Below are 25569 nucleotides of genomic sequence, written 5' to 3' on the forward strand. Positions count from 1 at the left end.
CGATGATCGGACGCTGATAAGCACAGACTAGAGCGCACGCATGGCTGCCTCTATGAGCAGAAATGACATATAACATGCGATTTTTACCAGCACGCCCCGCACCGACCGGAGAGTAGACATGCGCGTCACCGTCCTGATGGCCGATCACTGCTCCTCCACCAGTGTGGCGGCGACCCTGGAGTTTTTCGCCACCGCTAATGCCCTGCACCGCTACGCGACCCAGAAAAGCGCGCGCCATGAATCCGACCACGCGCCGCTGTTTACCCTGGAAACGGCCTCGATTGATGGCCACAGCGTGGCCTGCACGGGCGGCCTGAAACTGGCCCCGGACAAAGCCCTGGATGAGGTACACAACCCGCAGCTGGTTATCGTGCCGGGTTTTATGTTCAACATTCTCGGCGTGCTGCCCGGCCTGGGCAGGATGGTCGAATGGCTGCAGCTGCAGCACCAGCAAGGCAGCTATATCGCCAGCATGTGCACCGGCGCCTTCGTCACCGCCCAAGCAGGGCTGCTGGATGGCCGCTGCGCCACCACGCACTGGCTGTTCAGCGAGCAATTCGCGCGACGCTTTCCCAAGGTGAAGTTACAACCCGAACGCACCGTGACCGACGATGGGCAGGTGCTGTGCTCAGGGGGCTCCACCAGCGGCAGCGATTTGCTGCTGCACCTGATCCGTAAGTTTTCCTCTCCGCAACTGGCCGCCGAGTGCGCGAAAAAGCTGCTGGTCGATGTCGCCGTGCGCAGCCAAACCCCTTACGCCAGCACCACCTTTAAGAAAAACCATACCGACGCCGAGATTCTCAAGATCCAGGTCTGGTTGGAACATCGCCTGGCCCAGAGCATTGTCATGGAACAAGTGGCTGAGGAGTTCTGCTTGAGCATGCGCAACTTTATCCGCCGCTTCAAAGCAGCCACCGAACAAACCCCCATCGAGTATTTGCAGAACCTGCGCATTGAACGGGCCAAGTTCCTCCTGGAAAGCAGCCAGCAAGGGTTTGAACAGATCACCCTGCAGGTGGGCTATGACGATGGCAATTCCTTTAGGCGCCTGTTCAAACAGCGGGTTGGACTGACCCCCAGCGCCTATCGCAAGCGCTTTGAAAATGTGCGCCCGTGATCAGCGCAACATGCCCCAGAACCGACAGCAACGCCCTACAAACCGTGGCGCTGAAAGATCTGCGCATAGGTGCCATCGGCACGCATTTCCTCGATCGCCTTGTTGAAGGCATCGGCAATCTGCTGATGCTGCGGGTGTTGACGGCTGACCAGAATATGCAGACCGTTCTCGCTTAACGGCTGCGGCAGAAACTCCAGCTGGTTGCGAATCCCGGCCAGGCTGCGGCCCAGGTGATAGCGCGCCACCAGCTCGTCCTCCAGGGTCAACTGCACCCGCCGCGCCTGCAGCATGCGCGCGCCCACTTCAAAGCCGACCACCCCGACCTTGGTCAACCGGCTGTCCTGATCAAACTCGCTGGAATAGGCATAACCGCGCACCACAGCAATGCTGTAGGGGTACAAATCCGGCAGTTGGCGGAAATTGATCTGACTGCCCTTACGCTGCAGAAAGCGGATGCGGTTGATCAGGTAGGGCTGTGAATAATGGCCAAAAACGGCCCGCTCATCGGTGTACCAGGCGTTGATCAGCACATCGTAGATTTCCTGCTGCAACCCCCGCACCGCACGCTCCCACGGCACCTGAACATAACTGGTGGTGTAGCCAGCGCGGGTCAGCGCGGTGGTCACTAGGTCGGAGGACACCCCGTTGTTCAGCAGCGTCTGATCATTGAATGGCGGCCAGGGGTCCGCCACCAGACGCAAGGTCTCTGCAGCGCTGCCATACAGGGGTGCCAACAGCGCCCACGACAGCAGGCAGGCACGCAGTCCATTCATCAACGGGGCTCCAGAGAAAACCGAAAGCTAAGCCTAGTCGATCACCGGCGCAGCCACACCCCACTGACCATACGCTAAGATGCGCGCTGTTTTGCGCCCGCCGTGGCGCACGTCGCAGGTTGAGGAAATTGCTGTGCTTACACCCCAGGTCGTGATTATTGGAGCCGGTGCCGCCGGACTTATGTGCGCATTGACGGCTGCCGCGCGCGGCCGTCAGGTGCTGCTGTTGGATCACGCCAACAAGGCTGGCAAGAAGATCTTGATGTCCGGCGGTGGGCGCTGCAATTTCACCAATATGTACTGCGAGCCGAGCAACTTTCTTTCGGAAAACCCGCACTTCTGCAAATCCGCTCTGGCGCGCTACACCCAGTGGGATTTTATCGGCCTGGTGGCCAAGCACGGCGTGGCGTACCACGAGAAGAAACTCGGCCAGCTGTTCTGCGATAACAAGGCCAGCGACATCCTCGGCTTACTGCTAAGCGAGTGTGATGAAGCGGGCGTTGAGCTGCGACTGGACACCTCGGTCAGCGAAATCAGCAAACTGGACAGTGGTTACCAGCTGCAGACCAGCGCCGGCGCGGTGCGCTGCGAATCGCTGGTGATCGCCACCGGCGGCCTGTCGATTCCAACCCTCGGTGCGACCGGTTTCGGCTATCAGGTGGCCAAACAGTTCGGCCACGAGCTGCTGCCAACCCGCGCCGGCCTGGTGCCGTTCACCATCACCGACCCGCAGCTCAAGGAGCTGTGCAACGAGCTGTCCGGCACCTCGGTGGAAGACTGCGTGGTGAGCTGCAACGGCCAGAGCTTCAAGGAAAATATCCTGTTTACCCACCGCGGCTTAAGCGGCCCGGCGATTCTGCAGATTTCCTCATTCTGGCAACCCGGGGAGGCCATCAGTATCAACCTGCTGCCGCATATCGACCTGCCTGAGTGGCTGGCCGAGCAGCAGCGCGAACGCCCTAACAGCGAGCTGAAAACCCTGCTCGCCGAGCTGTTTACCAAAAAGATGGCCGGGCTGCTGGCGGACAACTGGTTCGCCTCCAAACCGATGAAGCAGTACACCCACGCCGAACTCAAGGCGATTGCCGAGCAGCTCGGCGACTGGCAGCTGGTGCCAGCCGGCACCGAGGGCTACCGCACCGCCGAGGTGACTCTGGGCGGCGTGGATACCCGCGAGGTGTCGTCGAAGACCATGGAGTCGCTGAAGTCGCCGGGGCTGTATTTTGTCGGCGAGGTGCTGGACGTCACCGGCCACCTGGGCGGTTTCAACTTCCAGTGGGCCTGGGCCTCGGGTTACGCCGCCGCGCAATACGTCTAACCTCCCACGCTTTAGAAGCCGTTTCGGATCTCACGAGCTAGAGCGAGACAAGGCAGAAATGGCCGAGGGCGCGGACGACTGCATGGATGCAGGAGGTAGAACGAAGCAGGATGCCCGAGTCGAGTTTAATGAGCAGTACTCGTTTCACTCGCCCTTCGGGCCGCGCTAAAGCGCGTTAGCCGCAAGCGGCTTTCCGAGGCCATTTCTAACGCAGTATCGCCGACGCGCAGCAGATCCTTAGCCCAGCAGCTCGATAAAGCGCTGGGCAAATGTATGCACATCCCCCGGCCAGCGCGCCGACACATAGTTGCCATCACACACCACCCAGGCCGGGCGGCTATCGCTCGGGCTGTCGCGGTGCAGACCACTGGTCTTGCGCAGGCGCTGCGGCGCATCCGCCGGCACGTCGAGAAAATCCGCCGGGCTGGCCAGGGCGCGACTGACTTCGGCCTGCACGCTCATATAGCCCGCCGGCTCGCCGGGCGCCTCCAGGTAAGTGCGGTAGTAGTCCGGGTCCCAGAAACGGCCATAGAAACGAGTCAGGTCCCAGGCGCTCTTTTCCATGGCCCAGGTCAACGCAGTGGTCTTGCGTCCATACAGCGCTGAGCGGCCATCCGCCCCCGGACTGCGCGCCGCCAGCAACACGCCATGGCAGATCGCCGCGAGCGGTTTGTTACTGGCGAAAAACGCACCGACAAAGGTCTGCAGGCTCTGACTCTCCAGATAGGCGCGCATGCCGCGCGACCAATGTCCGCCGGGCAATAACAGGCCGTCAAAATCTGCGACCTGCAACTGCGGGTAGGCCAACGGCTGGCGAAACTCGGCATCGTCCAGCATGTGCTTGTAGGCGTCACGGGCGCCCCGGCGCGCGCGTAGCAGCAGCCCGAGCAGCTTCAAGCGGCGCAGCCCTGGCAGGCGTGCCCAGGGATCCAGCCCTTCACCCGTGAGCATCAGCGGATCACCCACAGCAACCTGAGCGTCTGCCGTAGCAAAGCGCACCCGGTGGCCGGCGCCGCGCAGCAACTGCCAACTGATGGCGACCTCACTGGGGTCAAAGTCGCGATTGGGCAAGACGATCAGGATAGTTTTATTGGGCATGGCAAGGCTCTCGGCGTGATCCCGCGAGCTTAGTCACACCAGCCCACAGCGACGAGTGGCCCAGCAGGCCAATGCAGCGACTATCAGCGCTCACTCGCGGCAGCAAACGGGAGAACCGAGCAACCCTAGGGTGCGTCAACAGGTGCGGGGAGGAGCTCCGGCAGCGGCTCACCCGGCAGCCACTTCTGGTGGATAGCGGCAAAGCTGCCGTCGCTTTTCATATCATCCAGCTCACGTTGCCAGCGGGCGATCAGGGCGTCGTCGGTGTCGGGCGAGAAGGCGATATAACTGTCGCTGTGCACAAACTCGAAGAGCAGCTGCACCTCGTCCACCTTGATATCACCCTGCGCCAGCAGCGTGCTGAGGGTCAGGTTATCCAGCACCATCAGCTTGATTCGCCCGCGCTTGAGCATACTCACCACCTGCGCCGGCCCAGTCACCGGGGTCAGGTTTGTGAAGCCCAGGGCTTGCAGACGTTGATGGCTGTACCAGTCACGTGGCACGGCAATTTCACCGTACTCACGCGCCTCTTCCAGGCTCTTGATCGAGAGAAACGAGCTGCGCAGGGCGTAGAAGCTGGCGACGCTGCGCGTCAGCGGGCCGACCCATTTGAACAGTTCCTCGCGCTCACGGGTGCGCATAGTCACGAACAGGCCGGTATTGGGCCGAGTCAGGGCCTGCTGATAACCGCGCGCCCAGGGCACGACGTTAATCGGCGCGTTTTGCCCGGTGCGCAGCATGATCGCCTGCACCACTTCGGTGGCGAGGCCAGTCGGCTTGCCGTTCTCGCTGAAATTGATTGGTGGGTATTCTTCGGTATACAGGCGCAGGGGTTGCGCCTGCACACTCACGCACAGCAGGCTGACAAGCAGCAGCGAGAGCAATCCACGCACACAGGTGTACAACACGGCAGATGCCTCGCGAATGAGCGGATAGATTTAGCGTAGCCCGGCCGCAGTGATTCACATCACGCAACCGATCAGCGCGACATTTTAATCGGCCCGAGCGCCGCTTGCTGCTGCCAAGTCGACACAGACTCCGTTAGGCTGCTACCTGTTACGGTTGATCAAGGTCGGGCCATGCCGTCCACTGCGCTGCGCCACTCGTTTCGTCGCCTCTGGGCCCAGGACAAATTCAGCTACAGCCTGCGGGTGTTTATCGCCCTGAGCGGGGCTTTGCTGCTGTGCTGGTCGCAGGGCTGGATGCATGCGCTGATCCCGCTATTTCTCGGGGTGATCGCCAGCGCCCTGGCGGAGACCGATGACAGCTGGCAGGGCCGCGTGGTGGCGCTGCTGGTCACCCTTGGCTGCTTCAGCGTGGCGGCCTATGCGGTGGAATTTCTGTTCCCCTACCCCTGGCTGTTCGTCTGCGCCCTGGCGCTATCGAGCTTTGCCCTGACCATGCTCGGCGCACTCGGCGAACGCTACGCCACCCTCGGCGCGGCCACGCTGATTCTCGCGGTGTACAGCATGATCGGCGTGGAGCAGCGCGGCGGCGCGGCGGGCCTCTGGCAGGAGCCATTGCTGCTGGTGGCAGGCGCAGCCTGGTATGGGCTGCTGTCGGTGCTGTGGAATGCGCTATTTGCCAACCAGCCGGTGCAGCACAGCCTGGCGCGACTGTTTCGCGAGCTGGGCCAGTACCTCAAGCTCAAGGCGGCGTTGTTCGAGCCGCTGCGTCAGCTGGATGTGGAAGAACGCCGGCTGGCCCTAGCCAAACAGAACGGTCGGGTGGTGGCGGCGCTGAATGCGGCCAAGGAAATCATCCTGCACCGGGTCGGCAATGGCCGGCCGGGACCGAAAGTCAGCCGCTACCTGAAACTGTACTTTCTCGCCCAAGACATTCACGAACGCGCCAGTTCCTCGCACTACCCCTATAACGAGCTGGCCGAAGCGTTCTTCCACAGCGATGTGTTGTTCCGCTGCCAGCGCCTGCTGCGCCTGCATGGCGAAGCCTGTCAGCGCCTGGCCCAGGCCATCGAACTGCGCCAGCCGTTCGAGTACCGCGAGCTATGCCGCCAGGCGCTCGACGATTTGCACGACTCCCTCGAACACCTGCGCGTGCAAAGCAACCCGGCCTGGCGCCACCTGCTGCGCTCCCTCGGCGCGCTGGCCGGCAACCTGCGCAGCCTGGATACGCTGCTGGGTAACGCCAGCAACCCCGACGCCATGGCGGAGCAGCAGGACAGCAGCCTGCTCGACCGCGAGCCGCAGTCACTCAAGGATGTCTGGGAGCGTCTGCGCCTGCAGCTGACGCCGACTTCGCTGCTGTTTCGTCATGCCCTGCGCCTGTCGCTGGCACTGGCGGCCGGTTACGGCATGCTGCACTGGATTCACCCGACCCAGGGTTACTGGATACTGCTGACCACGCTGTTCGTCTGCCAGCCGAACTACGGCGCGACCCGGCTCAAGCTGGTGCAGCGCATCAGCGGCACGGTGCTCGGTCTGCTGCTGGGCTGGGCGCTGTTTGACCTGTTCCCCAATCCGCTGGTGCAGGCGCTGTTTGCGGTGGTCGCCGGGGTGGTGTTCTTTGCCCTGCGCAGCAGCCGCTACACCCTGGCCACGGCCGCCATCACCCTGCTGGTGCTGTTCTGCTTCAACCAGGTCGGCGATGGCTACGGGCTGTTTATTCCACGCCTGGTCGACACCCTGCTCGGCAGCCTGATTGCCGGCCTGGCCGTGCTGCTGATTCTGCCGGACTGGCAGGGCCGACGTCTGAATCGCCTGCTCGCCAGCACCCTGAGCTGCAACAGCCGCTACCTGCAGCAGATCATCGCCCAGTACGCCAGCGGCAAGCGTGACGACCTGGCCTACCGCCTGGCCCGACGCAATGCGCACAACGCCGACGCCACGCTGTCGACCACCCTGGGCAATATGCTGATGGAGCCTGGGCATTTCCGTAAGGAAGCGGATATCGGCTTCCGCTTTCTGGTGCTCTCACACACCCTCTTGAGTTACCTCTCAGGCCTTGGCGCGCACCGCGGCGAAACCAGCCTGAGTGGCAGCGACAACCCGCTGCTGGCCAGCGCCAGCCAGTTGGCCGCCAGCCTGGAAGAGATTGCCAACTGCCTGAACGAAGAGCGCCCGGTGGCCATCCACAGTGACGCCGAAGAACAGCTGGCTGCCGAGCTTGAGCAACTCAGCGACGACCTGGACGACCAGCAGCGCCTGGTGCAAACCCAGCTGGCGCTAATCTGCCGCCAACTCGGGCCGCTGCGCACCCTGGCCGCACATCTACTGAAGAACCAAGCATGAACAAATCCCAGTTGCTGCAACAGGTAATCGCCCGCCTCGAAGATGACCTGCGGCAGGCCCAACAGGCGGCGCTGACCGCCTATGAAACGGCGACCCATGAAGAAAATATCGCCGAGAACAAATACGACACCCTGGGCCTCGAGGCGTCCTATCTGGCTACCGGGCAGGCACGCCGCGCCGCCGCCATTCGCCAGACCCTGTCCAACTGGAAGCAGCTGGTATTACGCACGTTTGACCCACAGCTGGGCATCCAGCTCGGCGCGCTGATCGAGTTGAGCGATGACCAAGACCGCCGCCAATGCCTGTTCCTCGGCCCGGACGGCGCAGCGATGAAGCTGCTGCAAGATGGCCAGACCGTGCAGGTGATTGGCCCACAAGCGCCCCTCGGGCAGATCCTGCTTGGCAAGGCCGTTGGCGACGAAGTGACCCTGCGCCTGGCCAGTGGAGTGCAGCTGTTGGAAATTGTGCGAGTCGTTTAAGGAATTTCCACCTGCCAGTCCGCAGCCAACTGCGCCAGCCGGCCCTGCTCGATCATCTGCTGCAGCGCCCGATCGAACTCCTCACGCAAAGGCCGGTAACGCTCATCGCGGGGAAAGGCGAAGTAGCCGTCCTGCAGGTCGATCGGCGTTTCAAGCTGTTCGAGTTTGTCAGCCAGCCCCAATGCTAAAAGCACCGGCTGGGTATTACGCTGATTGCTGGCCAGAAGATCCAGGCGGCCGGCACCGAGCATCTTCAGGCCATTCTCGACCCTTTCCACGGTGACTAACTCGAGCTGCCCGCGCCGGCTGTCGAAACGCTCACCATAGGCCCAGGCACGTACCACGCCGATGCGCCGACCGAGCAACTGCTGATAGTCGCCGTGCCAGCGCAATACGCTGCCGCGCTGGCGGTAGAAGACGATGTGGTCGCGGTAGAAAGGCCGAGCAGAGAAGGCAAAGAGTTGCTCACGTGCGGCGTTCTTGTAGGGACCGATAAGGATATCGCCCTCCCCGCGCGCCACCATGTGCTGCGCGCGGGCCCAGGGATACAGCTCGAAGCGGACCTGATAGCCCAACGGCTCCAGCGCCTGACGCAGCACGCTGGTGGCGAGGCCGCTATAGCCACTGCCGTGCTGCTCGAACACCCCGGGGAAATTGCTGCCGACGGCCAACAACTCACGCCCCGCCAGTGGCGCGATCAGCAGCGCGCAGCAACATGCCAGCGACAGCCTGCGCAGAAAGTTCGAACACATGGGGGAGCGGCCTCAGCCATGGGATGGCGGTATCTGCCAGCCTAGCAGGTCAATCCGACAGGCAAGCCGAGCACGCACCTTCATGCAACTGTTTGCGCATCTGTCGGTCGACTAAAGGGCTATCAGCCGATAGCGTTCGAGGGAGACCGCTATGCAAGCCAATGTCCAAGAGCTCGAAACACTGTTTCAACAACTGGGTCTCGAGCATGACCAGATCAGCATCGACCTCTTTATCAAGCGCCACTCACCCTTGCCGGAAGACTGCCGCCTGGCCGATGCGCCGTTCTGGGACCCAGCCCAGGCCGACTTTCTTCGTCAACAGTTTCTAGCCGATGCCGAATGGGCCGAAGTGGTAGATCAGCTCAACTTACTGCTGCGGGGCTGACAACTCACCGAGCGCCCCGGGCAGTTCGCGCCAGGTCAGGTACACCCGCAGGTCGAACTCCAGCTGGTGGTAGCCCGGCAGCATGTATTCGCAGAGTTTGTAGAAGGCCTTGTTGTGCTCGGCCTCCTTCAGATGCGCCAACTCGTGCACCACGATCATCTGCAGAAATTCCGGCGCGGCCTCGCGAAACAGCGAGGCCACACGGATTTCCTTCTTCGCCTTGAGCTTGCCGCCCTGCACCCGCGAGATCGCCGTGTGCAGGCCGAGGGCACGGTGGGTCAGGTCGAGGCGATTGTCGTAGAGCACCTTGTCGATGGCCGGGGCATTGCGCAGATGCTCCTGCTTGAGGCCCTGGATATAGGCGTACAGCGCCTTGTCGCTTTGAATCGCATGCTTGCCACTGTAGGAGCGCGCCAGATAATCGCCTAGGCGCTGCTCGGCAATCAGCTGGCGGATCTTGTCTTGCAGCTGGGCCGGGTAGCCTTGCAGGTATTTAAGCGGGGTCATGGTCAAAGTGGCGCAGGCACGGTAAGGCCGTGGATTATGCCGCAAGCCGCACGCACCAGGGTGCGGCTTTTAACGCCATTCGGCGGCGCGGTTACTGGCTCGGCACTACCCGCAGCAGGCGGCCATCGGCACTGTCGGTCAGCAGATACAGCGCGCCATCCGGTCCGCCGCGCACATCGCGAATGCGCTCGGCCAGTTCTTCAAACATGACTTCTTCACCGGCCAGTTTGCCGTCCTGCAAACGGATGCGGCGCACGCTGCGTTCGGCCAGGGTCGAGGCAAACAGGTCGCCCTGCCACTCGGGGAATAGTGCGCCGCGATACTGGGTCAGGCTCGACGGCGCCACCGAGGGCGTCCACTGCAATAATGGCTGCTGCAGGCCGGGCAGCTCGGTGTAGGGCGAAATCTGCGCGCCGGTGTAATCCACACCATAGGTGATCAGCGGCCAACCATAGTTGTTGCCCGGCTCGATCAGGTTCAGCTCGTCACCGCCGCGCGGGCCGTGTTCATGGCTGTAGAGCCGCTGCAGCTGGTTGTCATAGACGATGCCCTGCACGTTGCGATGGCCCAGGCTGTAGATCTCTGTAGCAGCTCCGGCCTGCCCCACCAGCGGATTGTCCTTGGGAATGCTGCCATCGCGATTAAGGCGCACGATCTTGCCGATATGGTTGCTCAGGTCCTGGGCCTGTTCACGCAGGTCAAAGCCATCGCCCAGGGTCAGTACCAACGTGTTATCCGGCAACCAGGCCATGCGCCCGCCGTAGTGTGCAGCGCCAGCTTTGGCCGGCTGCGCGCTGAATAGCACCTGCACATCCTGCAGCTGGCCATCAACCAGACGCGCCTTGGCCAGACGGGTGTTGTTGGCCTGGGCGGTGCCGTAGGCGTAGCTCAGGTAAAGCTGCTGATTGCTGGCGAATTCGGGATCGAGCAGCACCTCCATCAGCCCGGCCTGAGCGGCGACAAAACCCTCGGGCACCCCGCCAACCGGCTGCGGATTAAGGCTGCCGTCCGCCTCGATGATGCGCAGGCGACCGACTCGCTCGGTCACCAGCATGCGGCCATCCGGCAGAAAGGCCAGCGACCAGGGGTGCTCCAGGCCTTCGGTCACGGTTTCGATGCGGTAATCCATGGCGTGCGCCAGGCTGCTGCCAAGCAGAACAAGCAACAACAGGGCGCGGGACGTATTCAACATGGTTCGGGCCTTTTGTTCGCAGAGGGATAAATCAGGATTACGCCGGCGGCGAACGCCGCGCCAACAGGGCAAATAACAGCGCACCCAGGCTGCCGCAGACCATAAGCCCGAGGGTGCCGGCCAGGCTACGGTTGGCGCCGATCAAGGTCGGCATCGGCAGCAGCGCATTGGCTAACGCCATTGCCAGCCACACGGCCAGCGCACCGGCCAGGGCAAACAACAGCCAGCGGCCAGTGGGCCAGCTACGCGCCAGCAGGCTCGCCGCCGGTAGGGCGAAGGTAAAACCGAGGATCACCAGCACCGCGAAGGTCGGGCTGAAACCCAGAAGATCCAGGCAGGTAGTGTGCGCACGCACCCCAAGCGGCATCGGCGCACCAAGCGCCTGCAGATTGGCCAGGTTGAACTGCGTCTGCAGCACGCTGCCCATCACACTTGCCAGCAAAACAGCCAGGAGGAAGTACAGCAAAGTGCGGGATTTACTCGGCATGCGGGCGGACTTCCAGAGACGACAGTGGCCCGAGTATGGACCAGCGCGCCGAGCTGCATGCGGCCGGTGTTTTACATGGTTTTACCAAGCACACAAATGGGCGATAGGCGCAGTCACAGCGCTGTAGCAGAATGCCAGCAGCATCCTGCCGACAATAACCCACACAAGAACCGCACGATGAAAAAAGCCCTGCCACTTTGCGCGCTTGTCCTCGCGCTGCTCGCCGTAGCGTTCAGCCTCGGCCCGGTTCCGCCAGTCGATACACAACTGACGCCGACCCAGCTGCCCACGGACCTCGGCCGCTACCTGACCGAGAGCGAAGCGCGCTATCCGGACATCACCCCAGGCGCAGAAAAGACCATCGTCTGGGCGCATCCGGACCAACGCCAGACCGATCTGGCAATCATCTACCTGCATGGCTACTCGGCCACCCGCCAGGAAACTGCGCCGCTGAGCGAGCAGCTGGCCCAACAACTGGGCGCCAACCTGTTCGCCACCCGCCTAAACGGTCACGGCCGCAGCGGTGCAGCGATGGCCGAAGCCAGCGTGCACGACTGGCTGGAGGACAGTCAGGAGGCCCTACAGATCGGCCAGCGCCTGGGCAAACAGGTGCTGGTGATCGGCACGTCCACCGGCGCCACGCTCGCCACTTGGCTGGCGCTGCAGGGCGATAACCCGCAGGTACTGGCGTATATCATGGTGTCGCCGAACTTCGCCCCCAAAGACCCGGCCGCGACCGTACTGACCTGGCCCTGGGCCAAACATTTCGTGCCGCTGCTGCTAGGCCCCGAGCATCAATGGCAGCCGCGCAACCCGCAGCAGGCGCGCTACTGGAGCCACCGCTACCCGGTGCAGGCGCTGCTGCCAATGATGGCGCTGGTGAAATACGTGCGCGAACAGCCGCTGGAGCAGATCAACACACCGATCCTCACGCTCTACTCGACGGACGATCAGGTGGTCAGCGCTCCAGCCATCGAAGCGGCATTTGCCCGCTTTGGCTCGGCGCACAAGCAACTGATCGCCCTCAAGGACACCCAGGACCCGTCACACCACGTGCTGGCCGGCGACATTCTTTCGCCACGAGACACCGCACGGGTAAGCCTGGCGATCATGCAGTTCCTAAAAACCTTGCCGAGTGCTGCGTCATTACCGGCGCGCAACGCGGCCCAGCTGCAACCAAGCCCATAAAAAATGCCCGTATCCAAGGATACGGGCATGCGTTACAGATCAAACCATAGGCCTTATGCCAACTGCGCTTCAGTCACGCGGCGGGCGGGCCAAGCTTGCGCGCGTGTCCAGCTGACGCTGATGCGCCGTGGCATGTTCAGGCATCTCCTGCACTTCACTCAGCTGCGCGGCACTGCGCGGTTGCTGCTGCCAGCTGGCAAGTAGCTGGTCGCGCCACTGCGGATACTGGGCGCCATGCGACCGATTCAGCTCATCCAGCGCCAACCGATAAGCAGCCAGGTCATTGCGGCGCAGGTGTGCAGCCAATGCCAAATGTCGGGCTGGATCGCGCTCCTGCAGGTAGCGATGCAGGGTGTAAGACCAGTGATAGACCATGCTGCTGCCACTCTCGTAACTCAGCTTGGTGATGGCCTCAAGGCTCGGGCGCTGGCCGGCTGCCACTCGACTGATGTCATTCATGCCACGCTCGAAGTGGCTTCCCCAGGCCAGGTATTCTGCCAACCCTTCCGCCCACCAGGTGGTCAGATTCAGCGGGTAGTGACCAAAGGCCCCGTATTGATTGAAGCGACCGTCCAGGTAGTGGACGTACTCATGATTCAGGTTCCACACCTGCCCCGCCTGCACATAAGCGAAGAAGCGCGCCTGATTACCCGCCAACCACGGACTACCTTCCAGATACATGCCGCCATTGTCGGTGCTGAAGCCATACAGCAGCCCACCGAACTTCTGGTACTGCTCACGACTGGAGAAAATCACCAGCTCCAACGTCGCGTTGAGGTCATCGGCTACCGGCGTCCAGTTAGTCTGCATGATGCGATGGAAGTCCTGCTCCTGCTTGCCCAGGCTCTGGCAGATTTCCAGCATTTGCGTCTGGCTCAATGGTTGTGAGCGCACCTTAAGTGTGGGGCCGCAAACGTGCGTTTGTGGCAACACCTGAGCAATTTCAAACTTGTAGCACAGCCCGTTGAACAAGCTGCTACACGCACCGTCGACATCTGCGCGGTAGGCGTAGTCGACGTAATAACTGCGGAAGTTGCTCTTCAGCTCCAGATCATCCAGCACCCCTTGCCCAAGGTGCGCCTGCATCACCTGGCGCGCCGCACGGTTGCTGCCCTCGCGCCAGATGCCATCACTCAACTGGGCAAGCTTGCCCAAGGCCTCAATAGCGTTCATCACGATAAAGCCATCGCGATTGAGCCACAGCGCATTGCGGCTGCTAGCCAGTTCGGCGATCGCGTCTGCAAAGCGGTTGTCCTGGATCAAGGCACTGCGCAATGCACCTTCAGCCCAGCCAAAACGGTCAAACAGGTTCAGGGTTTCGAATACCGCATCACCGTAACTGCGCTCCTTGCTCAGCTGTGCGGTGTTGCTGAAATGCTGCAATAGCGACTGCAAGCGCGGCAGGTGCCGCACGATGCTGGCACTGGATTGCGGCGTGGCCATCAGCGCACCAAGACCGACAACATAGCCCTCGATCACTTGCCCGGAAGCTTTCTGGTAGGTCAGCAACTCACGCATGTTCGATACCTGGAACAGGGCGTGTTCCAGCATGCTCAACTGCGCAGGCGTAGCCTTGCTGAAACCCAGGAAGTAGTTATAGGCACGCACGTAGTACAAAAGCTTGTTCAGGTCAGGGTCCTGAATCTGTTGCTGACGGGCCAGAAAGTCGATGGAGGCCAACACCGCCTCCAAGCGCCCAGCCTTGGCATGCTGGAAATGCTCGACGAAGAACTCGTTATCCAGCACCTCACGGACCATTGGCGAGAAATCCGCTTTAGTCCGCAGCAAGGGGTCCAGCGGAGGCAGAGTTGGCTGCACCGGCGGTTGCGGCGCAACCGGTGGCTCTATCGGGGGCTGCACCGGTGGTGTAACGGGAGGTGTAACCGGCGGTTGCGGCTGTGCCCCGCTGCGCAGCTGCAGACGAACCTGGGTAATACCGGAGTGGGCATGCTTGCTGTCCCTGATCTGGTAGCTGAAGCTGTCCTCGGCGCTCTGATCGCGATAGGCCCGATAGCTGTAGCGGCCGGTTTTACCATCCAGCTTGAGGCTACCCTGGCGTGGATAATCAATGATGCTGAACGTCAGCGGATCGCGGTCCGCATCGCGGCCCAACAAGGTCGCTTCAAACAGCGCACTCGCGTTCACCGCCAGAGCCTGACTGGTGGCCTCTGGCGCACGGTTACCGGCCCTGCCGTCGGCAGGCAACAGGTTAAGTTGCACCACGGCAGGTGCCGACCAGCTCTTGCCATCGGTGGCGCGGTATTCAAACTCGTCGTAATGGCCAGTGGCGCTGGCCGTCGGCTGATACTCATAACGCCCAGTGTTCCAGTCCAGCTGGATACGGCCGTACTTGGGCTGCTTGGTAATCGCAAAAGTGATCCGGTCGCCCTCTGCATCGCGTGCCCAGATCCAGCTGGCATTCACTTTGCCGGCTGCGATGTGCTCACTGTGGCCACGCACTTCAGGGGCCTGGTTGACCTCAGCAACCGCGGCGCTCAGCGGGGTCAAAGCCAGGACTAGCGCGCAGACGTGCAGGTCTTTTCTGATTATTTTTCTGAACATAGCGTCATCATCTTGATGAATAGTAAGGGCCGCGGACTCTATCCAGCCCCCTACCATGAAGACGCCAATCACCGCACGTTAGCCGCAACTTGCCCGGCTTTTACCGTGTTAATCCCGAATTTGCGCAACTGATCGCAGCTCAAGTGCCAACTCGTTCGTACCACGTACCCTCTACACATCGGCCTGGGCTTATTGCGGCTTCACAGCACAGGGACGAGCATCAACATCGAAAGCACACGGCCGCCCAAGTAAATAACTGCGGTAGACCTGCAACAGCTGCACAGCCGTAAGGCGGCAAGCCTGCACCCGGCACTGCGCATTGAAGGCAAAAGCGCTCTGCTCAGCCTCCGCCAGGCGGATAGTCAGCGCCGGCCAGTCCGTGGCCGGCGCATCGGCCGGGGTAAACAGCAGCCGGCCATCACGCTGCACCAGCGGCGCGCCGGCCGCCGCATAGTCGAAGACAAACAGCAGGGTGCGCGAGGTCTTGGTGGTGCATTCGGCGCGGCTAAGGCATTGCTGCGGATCGTTCGGCAGCGGCGCGCTCGGCGGCGCTGACGGCAACGGCGCTTGCCCGGCGCAACTGGCCAGAAACGCACAAAGAGCGGGTACGAGAAGTGCATTGATGATGGAATGCCTGCAGACCCGGGAGTAGCGCACCGCTCTTGGGCTGCCCATAAACCCCGTTCTAACCGCACCGTTACGCGATAAAACGCCGCCCAGGGACCGCCCGCCCGTCGGATAGTTCCGCGCAGAAAACCGCTTATCAGCATTTTTCTTCCAAAAAACTGACGCTTTTCTCAAGAAACTCTCCTTAGTTATCAAGGCACGGATTTTTCCAGACACCTTTTTGTGCCGTGTTTTTTGCTGGCCAGATACTGGCCAGGCAGTAAAACAGCAGTTTATTGGCGCCAATAAAACAGCAAATAACAGTTAACACACCCCGCCATCAGACGTATAAAGCCCCCAGCTCGGCGGCTCCTTGGTCTTCGAGCGAGGTGGCAGCACTGCCGCTTCCCCCTAGCCCTAACTTTTAGTTCGAGCGCACAGGCCGGAATGCCGAGTACATAACTACTGACTCGTGGATGAGATATGCCCGACTGAAAGTTCTCAATAGAGAACTCAGTCAATGATCGACCTCGCAACCTGGAACCTCACCATCCCTGTCGGCGTGCCGGCTACCGTCATCTCAACCCCCCTGCTGGTGGGTGGCTATCAGGACCACTACTTCCAGTCCGACGCCGCCAAAATATTCTTCTGGGCGCCAGTCAATGGCAGCACCACCCCCAATGCCAGCTACCCCCGTAGCGAACTGCGCGAAACCTTTGCCGATGGCAAACTGCGCAACTGGACCTACCCGAGTGCCGACAACTACCTGAGCGCGACGCTCAAAGTCACTCAGGTACCCTCGTCCGGCAGGATGGTGATTGGCCAGATCCATGGCTACAAAAACGATAAGCCCATGCTCAAGCTGGAGTACGAGTACAAGGGGAGCACAGCCAGCGGCACCCTCGTGGCCAAGCTGCGCATGATTCCCGACGGTACCGTCCAGACCGTCAAGCTGGCCAGCGGCCTGAGCCTTAACCAGGAACTCAAGTACAGCATCCACCTGACCCCCAACGGCACCCTGGGAATAAGCGTCAACGCCGCGAAGTGGAGTGCCCGCCTGAATAAGGGTTGGGCCACCCACCTGCTGTATTTCAAGGCGGGCGCCTATCCCCAAGACAGCAGCGGCTATGAGACCGAAGCCGGCAGCGCGACCTTCTACAAGCTCAAAATCGAACACAGGCCCCTGCCCATCACCAGCAACTGAACGCAAAAGCCCGCTCAGTGAGCGGGCTTTTTTATTGCGCGAGTGCTTGCGGCTTAGTTGACCTTGGCGGCCAGCTCACCCTTGGCATAACGCTGGAACATGCCTTCCAGGGAGATCGGCTTGATCTTCGAGGCATTGCCTGCGGTGCCGAAGGCTTCGTAACGGGCGATGCAGATGTCGCGCATGGCGGTGACGGTGGCGCCGAAGAACTTGCGCGGGTCGAACTCGCTCGGGTTGGTCGCCATCAGGCGGCGCATGGCACCGGTGGACGCCAGGCGCAGGTCGGTGTCGATATTGACCTTACGCACGCCGTACTTGATGCCTTCGACGATTTCCTCAACCGGCACGCCGTAGGTTTCTTTGATGTCGCCGCCGTACTGGTTGATGATCGCCAGCCACTCTTGCGGCACCGAAGAGGAGCCGTGCATCACCAGGTGGGTGTTGGGGATGCGCGCGTGAATCGCCTTGATGCGGTCGATGGCGAGGATGTCACCGGTCGGCGGCTTGGTGAACTTGTAGGCGCCGTGACTGGTGCCGATGGCGATAGCCAGAGCATCAACCTGGGTGCGCTTGACGAAGTCGGCGGCCTCTTCCGGGTCGGTCAGCATCTGGCTGTGATCCAGCACGCCTTCGGCGCCAACACCGTCTTCTTCGCCGGCCATGCCGGTTTCCAGGCTGCCCAGGCAACCCAGCTCACCTTCAACCGACACACCGCAGGCGTGGGCGAAGGCCACCGTCTGCTGGGTCACGGCGACGTTGTAGTCGTAGTCGGCCGGGGTCTTGCCGTCTTCTTTCAGCGAGCCGTCCATCATTACCGAGCTGAAGCCCAGCTGGATCGAGCGCTGGCAGACGTCCGGGCTGGTGCCGTGGTCCTGGTGCATGCACACCGGGATATGCGGGAATTCTTCAATGGCCGCCAGGATCAGATGGCGCAGGAACGGCGCGCCGGCGTATTTACGGGCACCGGCGGAAGCCTGAACGATCACCGGGGAATCGGTCTTGTCGGCCGCTTCCATGATCGCGCGCATCTGCTCGAGGTTGTTGACGTTGAAGGCCGGCACGCCGTAGCCGAATTCGGCGGCGTGGTCGAGCATCTGACGCATGCTGATAAGTGCCATGTTTTTCCTGTCTCCCGCAAAGGGTCGTTAATCGTTGCCAGCCTGCCGCAGGGGCGGGCCGTGTTCAAGTTTCTGGGACCAGGGGTTGCGCCCTTCCCGCCTCGCACACCAGCGGCGCGCGAGGGTAAAGCCTGGAGGGCCACGTAAGCCCGCCATCAATCTTGTCCGCTACTGCGCCTTGCAGCCGCGACCGATCAGGTCGTTATCGGCCACCCGATACACCAGGCCTTCCTCACCCTTGGTGTGGAACGCCAGCATACCGTCGCTGTACAGCGCGCCAGAGCCCGCAGGCTCCAGCTGCAGGCGATGAACGATATCGCCGCCGCCCAACCTCAGGTCGAGCGCTTCGCGGCTGCTATCGGTAAAGCGCCACAGCACCTCGGCCTGGCTGTCGCAGACCCAGCGGGTCCACTCATCGCTCGGTGCCGGCTGGCTGGCGCATGCCCCCAACAACAGCATCGCGGCGGCCAGTGCAATCCATCCTTTTCCCGCCATCCGCTTCCCCTGTCAGCAGCGTTGATCCGGCATTCCGCCGTCGGCACCACTGCCGCTCTGACTATCAATACGCTGATCATCCTGATTGCTCGGCGTCTCGATCTGCGCAGGACTGAAGACCTTGCAGGCCTCTTCCCGGACATGATCAGCGCAACCGACCAGCAACAGACCGATAACCCCCAATACGACAAACCTGCCCATGGTCACACTCCTTGCTTGGTTACTCAGACAATCCGATCTACCGGGGGTTACCCGTGCAGATACAGGGACTCGTCCTTCACCCTAGCAGGGCCACGCCGACCACGCGCCGATCATGCCCGTTAGGCGCTCAACCCTTGGCGCGGGCTTCAAGCACTTCCACAGCCGGCAGCACTTTGCCCTCGACGAACTCGAGGAACGCGCCACCACCGGTGGAGATATAGGAAATCTGCGCACCAACGCCGTATTTGTCGATGGCCGCCAGGGTGTCGCCACCGCCGGCAATGGAAAACGCCGGGCTTTCAGCGATGGCCTGGGCCAGCACCTTGGTGCCGTTGCCGAACTGGTCGAACTCGAACACCCCGACCGGGCCGTTCCACAGAATGGTCTTCGAGGATTTCAGCAATTCGGCAAACTGCGCGGCGGTTTGCGGGCCGATGTCGAGGATCATGTCGTCTTCAGCCACATCGGCCACCAGTTTGACTGTGGCTTCGGCGTCTTCGGCGAAAGCTTTGGCGACTACCACGTCGACCGGCAGCGGCACGCTGACCTTGGCCGCGATGGCTTTGGCGGTATCCACCAGATCGGCTTCGTACAGCGACTTGCCCACCGGGAAACCGGCAGCAGCGAGAAAGGTGTTGGCGATACCGCCACCGACAATCAGCTGGTCGCAGATCTGGCTCAGGCTATTGAGCACGTCGAGCTTGGTCGACACCTTGGAGCCGGCAACAATGGCGGCCATCGGCTTGGCCGGGTTACCCAGCGCCTTGCCCAGGGCGTCCAGCTCGGCAGCCAGCAAGGGGCCTGCGCAGGCAACCTTGGCGAACTTGGCCACGCCATGAGTCGAACCCTCGGCGCGGTGAGCGGTGCCGAAGGCGTCCATAACAAACACGTCGCACAGCGCGGCGTATTGCTGGGCCAGCTCGTCAGCGTTCTTTTTCTCGCCCTTGTTGAAACGCACGTTCTCGAACAGCACGATCTCGCCGGCCTTGAGCTCGACACCGTTCAGGTAATCGGCAACCAGAGGGACATCGCGGCCCAGCGCCTTGCTCAGGTAGGCGGCGACGGGAGCCAGGCTGTTCTCTTCGCTGAACTCACCTTCAGTCGGGCGGCCCAGGTGCGAGCAGACCATCACGGCTGCGCCCTTCTCCAGCGCCAGCTTGATGGTCGGCAGGGAGGCGAGGATGCGCGCGTCGCTCTTCACCACGCCGTCTTTTACCGGCACGTTGAGGTCTTCGCGGATCAGCACGCGCTTACCGGCGAGGTCGAGGTCGGTCATCTTCAGAACGGTCATGTAATCAGTCCTTCACGGGGGCTGGAGTAGTCAGGGAAAGAAAGTGTTCGGCGACATCGAGCATGCGGTTGGCAAAGCCCCACTCGTTGTCGAACCAGGCCAGCAGGTTGACCAGACGCGGGCCGGAGACGCGGGTCTGACTGCCGTCGACAATCGCCGAATGCGGGTCGTGGTTGAAATCGCAGCTGGCGTGGGGCAGTTCGGTGTAGGCCAGCAGGCCTTTTAGCGGGCCGCTCTCGGCCGCCTGACGCAACACCGCGTTGATCTCGGCCGCCGAAGTATCACGGGCGGTCTGCAGGGTGATATCCAGGCACGAGACGTTGACCGTCGGCACCCGTATGGCTTTGGCCTGGATACGCCCGCTTAGTTCCGGCAGCAGCCGCTCAATACCTCGGGCCAGACCGGTGGACACCGGAATCACCGACTGAAAGGCCGAGCGCGTACGGCGCAGGTCTTCGTGGTGGTAGGCATCGATCACCGGCTGATCGTTCATCGCCGAGTGGATGGTGGTGATCGATACGTACTCGATGCCCACCGTTTCATTCAGCAACTTGAGCAGCGGCACGCCGCAGTTGGTGGTGCAAGAGGCGTTCGACACCAGCAGCTCGCGGCCGCTCAGGCAATCCTGATTGACCCCGTAGACCACCGTAGCGTCGATATCCGCCTCGCTGGCCATCGGTTGCGACAGCAGCAGGCGTGGCGCGCCAGCATCGATAAAGCGCTGGGCATCGGCACGACTGGTGTACTGACCGGAACATTCCAGCAACAGGTCGATATCCAATGCGGTCCAATCGACGCCTTCTGGCGTCGACTGGCGCAGCACCTGCACGCAGTCGCCATTGATATGCAAACAATCGCCGTCGACTTTCACCTCACCGGGAAAGCGCCCGTGGGTGGAGTCGAAGCGGGTCAGGTATTCGATGCTGGCCTGGTCGGCCAGATCATTCAGCGCGACGATTTCCAGCTGCGCCCCCGCACCTCGCTCATGCAGCGCACGCAGCACGCAGCGGCCGATACGGCCGTAGCCGTTGAGGGCGATTCGATAGGGGCGCTTGGACATGGCGATCTCGATGGGGAAGCGGAGATGGCTGAGCCGCAGAGAGCGGCCCAACCATCATGCAGCGGATCAGGCTTCCAGCAGCTCGGCGGCGGTTTCCAGGATGTTTTCGACGGTGAAGCCGAATTCCTCGAACAGCGCCGGGGCCGGGGCGGACTCACCGAAGGTGGTCATGCCGATAATGCGGCCTTCCAGACCGACGTACTTGTACCAGTAGTCGGCATGCGAGGCCTCGATGGCGATCCGCGAACCCACTTGCACCGGCAGCACAGCTTGCTTGTAGCCGGCGTCCTGCTGGTCAAACACGCTGGTGGACGGCATCGATACCACGCGCACCTTGCGGCCTTGCTCGCTGAGTTTCTCAAACGCAGATACGGCCAAACCGATTTCCGAACCGGTGGCGATCAGGATCAGTTCCGGCTCGCCAGCGCAGTCCTTCAATACATAACCACCACGGGCGACATCGGCCAGCTGCTGGGCGCTGCGCGACTGGTGCGGCAGGTTCTGCCGGCTGAAGATCAGTGCGGACGGACCGTCGTTACGCTCGATGGCGTATTTCCAGGCCACCGCCGATTCCACGGCGTCGCATGGGCGCCAGGTATCGAGGTTCGGCGTGCCACGCAGGCTGGCCAGTTGCTCGATTGGCTGGTGGGTCGGGCCGTCTTCACCGAGACCGATGGAGTCGTGGGTAAACACGAACAGCACGCGCTGCTTCATCAGCGAGGCCATGCGCACGGCATTGCGCGCGTATTCCATAAAGATCAGGAAGGTCGCGCCGTACGGCACGAAGCCGCCATGCAGAGCCACGCCGTTCATGATCGCGCTCATGCCGAATTCGCGCACGCCGTAGAACATATAGTTGCCGGACGCGTCGTCAGCCGACACGCCCTTGCAGCCTTTCCACAGGGTCAGGTTGGAGCCGGCGAGATCCGCCGAGCCACCGAGGAATTCCGGCAGCAGTGGGCCGAACGCGTTCAGTGCGTTCTGGCTGGCCTTGCGACTGGCGATGGTTTCGCCCTTCTCGGCGACTTCCTGGATGTAGGCAGCGGCTTTGGCGGCGAAGTCGGCTGGCAATTCACCGGCAACACGGCGCTTAAACTCGCTGGCCAATTCAGGATGCGCGGCGGCGTAAGCAGCAAAACGCTGATCCCACTCGGCTTCGGCGGCAGCACCGGCCTCTTTGGCGTCCCACTCGGCGTAGATTTCGGCCGGGATTTCGAACGGGCCATGGTTCCAGCCCAGGGTGGCGCGGGTCAGGGCGATTTCGTCATTGCCCAGCGGCGCGCCGTGGCACTCTTCCTTGCCCTGCTTGTTCGGCGAGCCGAAACCGATGGTGGTCTTACAGCAGATCAGGGTCGGACGGTCGCTGGTTTTGCGCGCGGTTTCGATGGCCATCTTGATTTCTTCGGCGTCGTGGCCGTCGACATTGCGAATCACCTGCCAGCCGTAGGCTTCGAAACGCGCCGGGGTGTCGTCGGTGAACCAGCCGTGCACTTCGCCGTCGATGGAGATGCCGTTGTCGTCGTAGAAGGCGACCAGTTTGCCCAGACCCAGGGTGCCGGCCAGGGAGCAGACTTCATGGCTGATGCCTTCCATCATGCAGCCGTCGCCCAAGAAGGCGTAGGTGAAGTGGTCAACGATCTGGTGGCCGTCGCGGTTGAACTGCGCGCCCAGCACTTTTTCGGCGATGGCGAAACCGACGGCGTTGGCGATGCCCTGGCCGAGTGGGCCGGTGGTGGTTTCCACGCCAGGGGTGTAGCCGTATTCCGGGTGGCCCGGCGTGCGGCTGTGCAGTTGACGGAAGTTTTTCAGGTCTTCGATGCCCAGGTCGTAGCCGGTCAGGTGCAGCAGCGAGTAAATCAGCATCGAGCCGTGGCCGTTGGACAGCACAAAGCGGTCACGGTCAGCGAACTTCGGGTTGCTCGGGTTGTGCTTGAGGAAGTCACGCCACAGCACTTCGGCGATATCCGCCATACCCATCGGGGCACCGGGGTGGCCGCTGTTGGCTTTCTGCACGGCATCCATGCTCAGGGCACGAATGGCATTGGCTCGCTCACGACGGCTGGGCATCACTGAATCTCCTACGGGCTGCTTTGGCAACTGGGGGTCGAAAAAGGCGGCCATTTTCGCCCAGCGGGACCTATTGGGGCAATGACAGATAGTCGCGCAGCCAATGTTTTCTGGCCTGAGCACCAGCAAGGGCAATATCAAAACTTTTTGATATTGCCCTTGCTGGATAAAAAGTGACCGACTAGACTGCCCAGCCTATGAATATGCGCGCCTCCCATTTGGCCTTTGAGCCGGTCGACGCCCTCGCCGCCCTGTGCAAGGCCAGCGGTGATGCGCTGCGCCTGAATATCCTGCGCACCCTGGCTAACGACTCGTTCGGCGTACTGGAGCTGGCGCAGATTTTCGCCACCGGCCAATCCGGTATCAGCCACCACCTCAAGGTCCTGGCCCAGGCCGGGCTGGTAGCAACGCGCCGCGAAGGCAATGCGATCTTCTACCGCCGCGCCCTGGCCCAGGGCGACCAGCTGGGCAGTCGCCTACATGCCGCACTGCTGGAAGAAGTCGATCAGTTGCCACTGCCGGCCGAGGTGCAGCAGCGCATTGCCGCCGTACACGGCCAACGCGCCGCCGCCAGCCAGGAGTTCTTCGCCCGCAGCGCGGCCAGCTTCCAGGCGCAGCAGGACCTGATCGCCGGTCTGCCGCAGTACCGCGACAGCGTGCTGGCCCTGCTTGACTCCCTGGGCTTTGCCAGTGACGCCAGTGCCGTAGAGATCGGCCCCGGTGACGGTGGTTTTTTGCCGGAGCTGGCGAGGCGCTTCCAGAATGTGCTGGCTCTGGACAACAGCGCGGCGATGCTCGAACTGGCGCGCATGCGCTGCGCCGAAGAAGGCCTTGGCAATGTTGAGCTACAGCTGGCCGACGCCCTGCACGACGACTACCCAGCCGCCGACTGCCTGGTGCTGAACATGGTGTTGCACCATTTCGCCGCCCCAGCTGAGGCTCTCAAGCAGCTGGCTCAGCGTTTGAAACCAGGCGGCAGCCTGCTGATCACCGAACTGTGCAGCCACAACCAGAGTTGGGCCCGCGAAGCCTGCGGTGACCTCTGGCTGGGCTTCGAACAAGACGACCTGGCCCGCTGGGCAGTCGCAGCCGGCCTTAACACCTGCGAAAGCCTCTATGTGGGCTTGCGCAATGGCTTTCAGATTCAGGTTCGGCACTTTGCCAAACCTTCAGTAACCATTGGCCTACGGGCTGCAATCACCGGTACACAACAGGAAACCGAACGATGAGCGAATACTCCCTCTTTACCTCCGAGTCCGTCTCCGAAGGCCATCCCGACAAAATCGCCGACCAGATTTCCGATGCGGTGCTGGACGCCATCATCGCCCAGGACAAGCACGCCCGCGTGGCCGTGGAAACCCTGGTCAAGACCGGTGTAGCAATCGTTGCCGGTGAAGTCACCACCAGCGCCTGGGTCGACCTGGAGCAGATCGTCCGCGACGTGATCTGCAACATTGGCTACACCAACTCCGACGTCGGCTTCGACGGCGCCACCTGCGGCGTGCTGAACATCATTGGCAAGCAGTCCCCAGACATCAACCAGGGTGTCGACCGTGCCAAGCCGGAAGACCAGGGCGCTGGCGACCAGGGCCTGATGTTCGGCTACGCCAGCAACGAAACCGACGTGCTGATGCCTGCGCCGATTCGCTTCTCCCACGCACTGGTGCAGCGTCAGGCCGAAGCGCGCAAATCCGGCCTGCTGCCGTGGCTGCGCCCGGACGCAAAATCCCAGGTCACCTGCCAGTATGAGAACGGCAAGGTGGTCGGCATCGACGCTGTGGTGCTGTCTACTCAGCACAACCCGGAAGTGTCGCTGAATGATCTGCGCGAAGGCGTGATGGAACTGATCATCAAGCACTCCCTGCCAGCCGAGCTGCTGCATAAAGGCACCCAGTACCACATCAACCCAACCGGCAACTTCGTGATTGGCGGCCCGGTGGGCGACTGCGGTCTGACCGGTCGCAAGATCATCGTCGACAGCTACGGCGGCATGGCCCGTCACGGCGGCGGCGCGTTCTCCGGCAAGGATCCCTCCAAGGTTGACCGTTCGGCCGCCTACGCCGGTCGTTATGTGGCAAAAAACATCGTTGCCGCGGGCCTCGCCGAGCGCTGCGAAATCCAGGTTTCCTACGCCATCGGCGTGGCCCAGCCGACATCGATCTCGATCAACACCTTCGGCACCCACAAAATCGCCGAAGACAAGATCATCAAGCTGGTGCGCGAGGTGTTCGACCTACGCCCGTACGCCATCACCAAGATGCTCGACCTGCTGCACCCGATGTACCAGGAAACCGCAGCCTACGGCCATTTCGGCCGCACCCCGGAGCAGAAGACTGTCGGCGACGACACCTTCACCACCTTCACCTGGGAAAAGACCGACAAGGTCGCCGACCTGCGCGCTGCCGCTGGTCTGTAAGC

At 62.0% G+C, this 25569-nt stretch carries 24 protein-coding genes; 9 read left to right on the forward strand and 15 right to left on the reverse strand.

The annotated features are described in order from the left end of the window. Positions 1-118: 118 nt before the first annotated feature. Positions 119-1117, forward strand: a complete 999-nt coding sequence (locus ACQ4LH_RS05420; protein ID WP_430696272.1) for a GlxA family transcriptional regulator — start codon at positions 119-121, stop codon at positions 1115-1117. A 35-nt stretch (positions 1118-1152) separates the two neighbouring features. Here the strand turns inward: ACQ4LH_RS05420 and ACQ4LH_RS05425 are convergent, their stop codons facing one another. Continuing rightward, complete coding sequence (locus tag ACQ4LH_RS05425) at positions 1153-1890, reverse strand: substrate-binding periplasmic protein (protein WP_430696273.1); 738 nt, start codon at positions 1888-1890, stop codon at positions 1153-1155. Positions 1891-1969: 79 nt separating this feature from the next. On the opposite strand from ACQ4LH_RS05425, the gene ACQ4LH_RS05430 reads away from it, so the two are divergent. Beyond that, a complete protein-coding gene (locus ACQ4LH_RS05430; protein WP_430696274.1) occupies positions 1970-3208 on the forward strand; it encodes an NAD(P)/FAD-dependent oxidoreductase in 1239 nt (412 codons plus the stop codon). A gap of 237 nt (positions 3209-3445) precedes the next feature. Here ACQ4LH_RS05430 and ACQ4LH_RS05435 read toward each other — a convergent pair whose 3' ends face one another. Next, positions 3446-4306, reverse strand: coding sequence for a type 1 glutamine amidotransferase domain-containing protein (locus tag ACQ4LH_RS05435; RefSeq protein WP_430696275.1), 861 nt, complete (start codon positions 4304-4306; stop codon positions 3446-3448). A gap of 125 nt (positions 4307-4431) precedes the next feature. Next, positions 4432-5214, reverse strand: a complete 783-nt coding sequence (locus tag ACQ4LH_RS05440; protein WP_430696276.1) for a substrate-binding periplasmic protein — start codon at positions 5212-5214, stop codon at positions 4432-4434. A gap of 171 nt (positions 5215-5385) precedes the next feature. On the opposite strand from ACQ4LH_RS05440, the gene yccS reads away from it, so the two are divergent. Both yccS and ACQ4LH_RS05450 read left to right on the forward strand, forming a co-directional pair. Continuing rightward, positions 5386-7557: a YccS family putative transporter gene (gene yccS, locus ACQ4LH_RS05445; protein ID WP_430696277.1), complete on the forward strand. Its 2172-nt coding sequence runs from the start codon at positions 5386-5388 to the stop codon at positions 7555-7557. Continuing rightward, positions 7554-8036 carry a GreA/GreB family elongation factor gene (locus ACQ4LH_RS05450; protein ID WP_430696278.1) on the forward strand — a complete coding sequence of 161 codons (483 nt, stop codon included), beginning with the start codon at positions 7554-7556 and terminating at the stop codon, positions 8034-8036. The genes yccS and ACQ4LH_RS05450 overlap by 4 nt, the downstream gene beginning before the upstream one ends. Here ACQ4LH_RS05450 and ACQ4LH_RS05455 read toward each other — a convergent pair. Next, entirely contained in the window at positions 8033-8788 is a 756-nt protein-coding gene (locus tag ACQ4LH_RS05455) for a substrate-binding periplasmic protein (protein ID WP_430696279.1), read from the reverse strand. The two genes, ACQ4LH_RS05450 and ACQ4LH_RS05455, sit on opposite strands and share 4 nt — an antisense overlap. 151 nt (positions 8789-8939) lie before the next feature. On the opposite strand from ACQ4LH_RS05455, the gene ACQ4LH_RS05460 reads away from it, so the two are divergent. Beyond that, positions 8940-9173, forward strand: a complete 234-nt coding sequence (locus ACQ4LH_RS05460) for a DUF2789 family protein (RefSeq protein ID WP_090250004.1) — start codon at positions 8940-8942, stop codon at positions 9171-9173. Here the strand turns inward: ACQ4LH_RS05460 and ACQ4LH_RS05465 are convergent. From ACQ4LH_RS05465 to ACQ4LH_RS05475, 3 genes are all read right to left on the reverse strand, one after another. Continuing rightward, the gene (locus tag ACQ4LH_RS05465) at positions 9156-9680 is read right to left on the reverse strand and encodes a M48 metallopeptidase family protein (RefSeq protein WP_430696280.1); all 525 of its coding nucleotides are present in this window, start codon (positions 9678-9680) and stop codon (positions 9156-9158) included. The two genes, ACQ4LH_RS05460 and ACQ4LH_RS05465, sit on opposite strands and share 18 nt — an antisense overlap. Positions 9681-9771: 91 nt before the next feature. Beyond that, on the reverse strand, positions 9772-10872 hold the full coding sequence (locus ACQ4LH_RS05470; protein ID WP_430696281.1) for a PQQ-dependent sugar dehydrogenase: 1101 nt from the start codon (positions 10870-10872) through the stop codon (positions 9772-9774). Positions 10873-10909: 37 nt separating this feature from the next. Then, a complete protein-coding gene (locus ACQ4LH_RS05475; RefSeq protein ID WP_430696282.1) occupies positions 10910-11359 on the reverse strand; it encodes a hypothetical protein in 450 nt (149 codons plus the stop codon). Positions 11360-11536: 177 nt separating this feature from the next. Here ACQ4LH_RS05475 and ACQ4LH_RS05480 point away from each other — a divergent pair, with 177 nt between their 5' ends. Further along, positions 11537-12547, forward strand: a complete 1011-nt coding sequence (locus ACQ4LH_RS05480; protein WP_430696283.1) for an alpha/beta hydrolase — start codon at positions 11537-11539, stop codon at positions 12545-12547. Between the two features lie 69 nt (positions 12548-12616). Here the strand turns inward: ACQ4LH_RS05480 and ACQ4LH_RS05485 are convergent, their stop codons facing one another. Together ACQ4LH_RS05485 and ACQ4LH_RS05490 are read right to left on the reverse strand one after the other, a co-directional pair. Further along, complete coding sequence (locus ACQ4LH_RS05485; RefSeq protein ID WP_430696284.1) at positions 12617-15109, reverse strand: collagenase; 2493 nt, start codon at positions 15107-15109, stop codon at positions 12617-12619. A gap of 189 nt (positions 15110-15298) precedes the next feature. Next, a complete protein-coding gene (locus ACQ4LH_RS05490; RefSeq protein ID WP_430696285.1) occupies positions 15299-15670 on the reverse strand; it encodes a hypothetical protein in 372 nt (123 codons plus the stop codon). A gap of 565 nt (positions 15671-16235) precedes the next feature. On the opposite strand from ACQ4LH_RS05490, the gene ACQ4LH_RS05495 reads away from it, so the two are divergent. After that, on the forward strand, positions 16236-16919 hold the full coding sequence (locus tag ACQ4LH_RS05495; RefSeq protein WP_430696286.1) for a polysaccharide lyase family 7 protein: 684 nt from the start codon (positions 16236-16238) through the stop codon (positions 16917-16919). Between the two features lie 53 nt (positions 16920-16972). Here the strand turns inward: ACQ4LH_RS05495 and fba are convergent, their stop codons facing one another. The 6 genes from fba to tkt form a co-directional block, all read right to left on the reverse strand. Further along, positions 16973-18037, reverse strand: a complete 1065-nt coding sequence (gene fba, locus ACQ4LH_RS05500; protein WP_430696287.1) for a class II fructose-bisphosphate aldolase — start codon at positions 18035-18037, stop codon at positions 16973-16975. Between the two features lie 168 nt (positions 18038-18205). Next, entirely contained in the window at positions 18206-18532 is a 327-nt protein-coding gene (locus ACQ4LH_RS05505; RefSeq protein WP_430696288.1) for an MliC family protein, read from the reverse strand. Between the two features lie 12 nt (positions 18533-18544). Then, entirely contained in the window at positions 18545-18733 is a 189-nt protein-coding gene (locus ACQ4LH_RS05510) for a hypothetical protein (protein ID WP_430696289.1), read from the reverse strand. Positions 18734-18860: 127 nt separating this feature from the next. Next, a complete protein-coding gene (locus ACQ4LH_RS05515; RefSeq protein WP_430696290.1) occupies positions 18861-20024 on the reverse strand; it encodes a phosphoglycerate kinase in 1164 nt (387 codons plus the stop codon). Positions 20025-20028: 4 nt separating this feature from the next. Continuing rightward, entirely contained in the window at positions 20029-21084 is a 1056-nt protein-coding gene (gene epd, locus ACQ4LH_RS05520; RefSeq protein WP_430696291.1) for an erythrose-4-phosphate dehydrogenase, read from the reverse strand. A 66-nt stretch (positions 21085-21150) separates the two neighbouring features. Then, positions 21151-23151 (reverse strand): transketolase, encoded by a 2001-nt coding sequence (gene tkt, locus ACQ4LH_RS05525; RefSeq protein ID WP_430696292.1) that lies wholly within the window; start codon positions 23149-23151, stop codon positions 21151-21153. A gap of 197 nt (positions 23152-23348) precedes the next feature. On the opposite strand from tkt, the gene ACQ4LH_RS05530 reads away from it, so the two are divergent. Both ACQ4LH_RS05530 and metK read left to right on the forward strand, forming a co-directional pair. After that, on the forward strand, positions 23349-24380 hold the full coding sequence (locus ACQ4LH_RS05530; RefSeq protein ID WP_430696293.1) for an ArsR/SmtB family transcription factor: 1032 nt from the start codon (positions 23349-23351) through the stop codon (positions 24378-24380). Further along, positions 24377-25567 carry a methionine adenosyltransferase gene (metK, locus tag ACQ4LH_RS05535; RefSeq protein WP_430696294.1) on the forward strand — a complete coding sequence of 397 codons (1191 nt, stop codon included), beginning with the start codon at positions 24377-24379 and terminating at the stop codon, positions 25565-25567. Before ACQ4LH_RS05530 ends, metK begins: the two co-directional genes overlap by 4 nt. Positions 25568-25569 lie beyond the last annotated feature (2 nt).

The sequence above is a fragment of the Pseudomonas peli genome, assembly GCF_050563605.1.
Lineage (GTDB): Bacteria > Pseudomonadota > Gammaproteobacteria > Pseudomonadales > Pseudomonadaceae > Aquipseudomonas > Aquipseudomonas peli_A.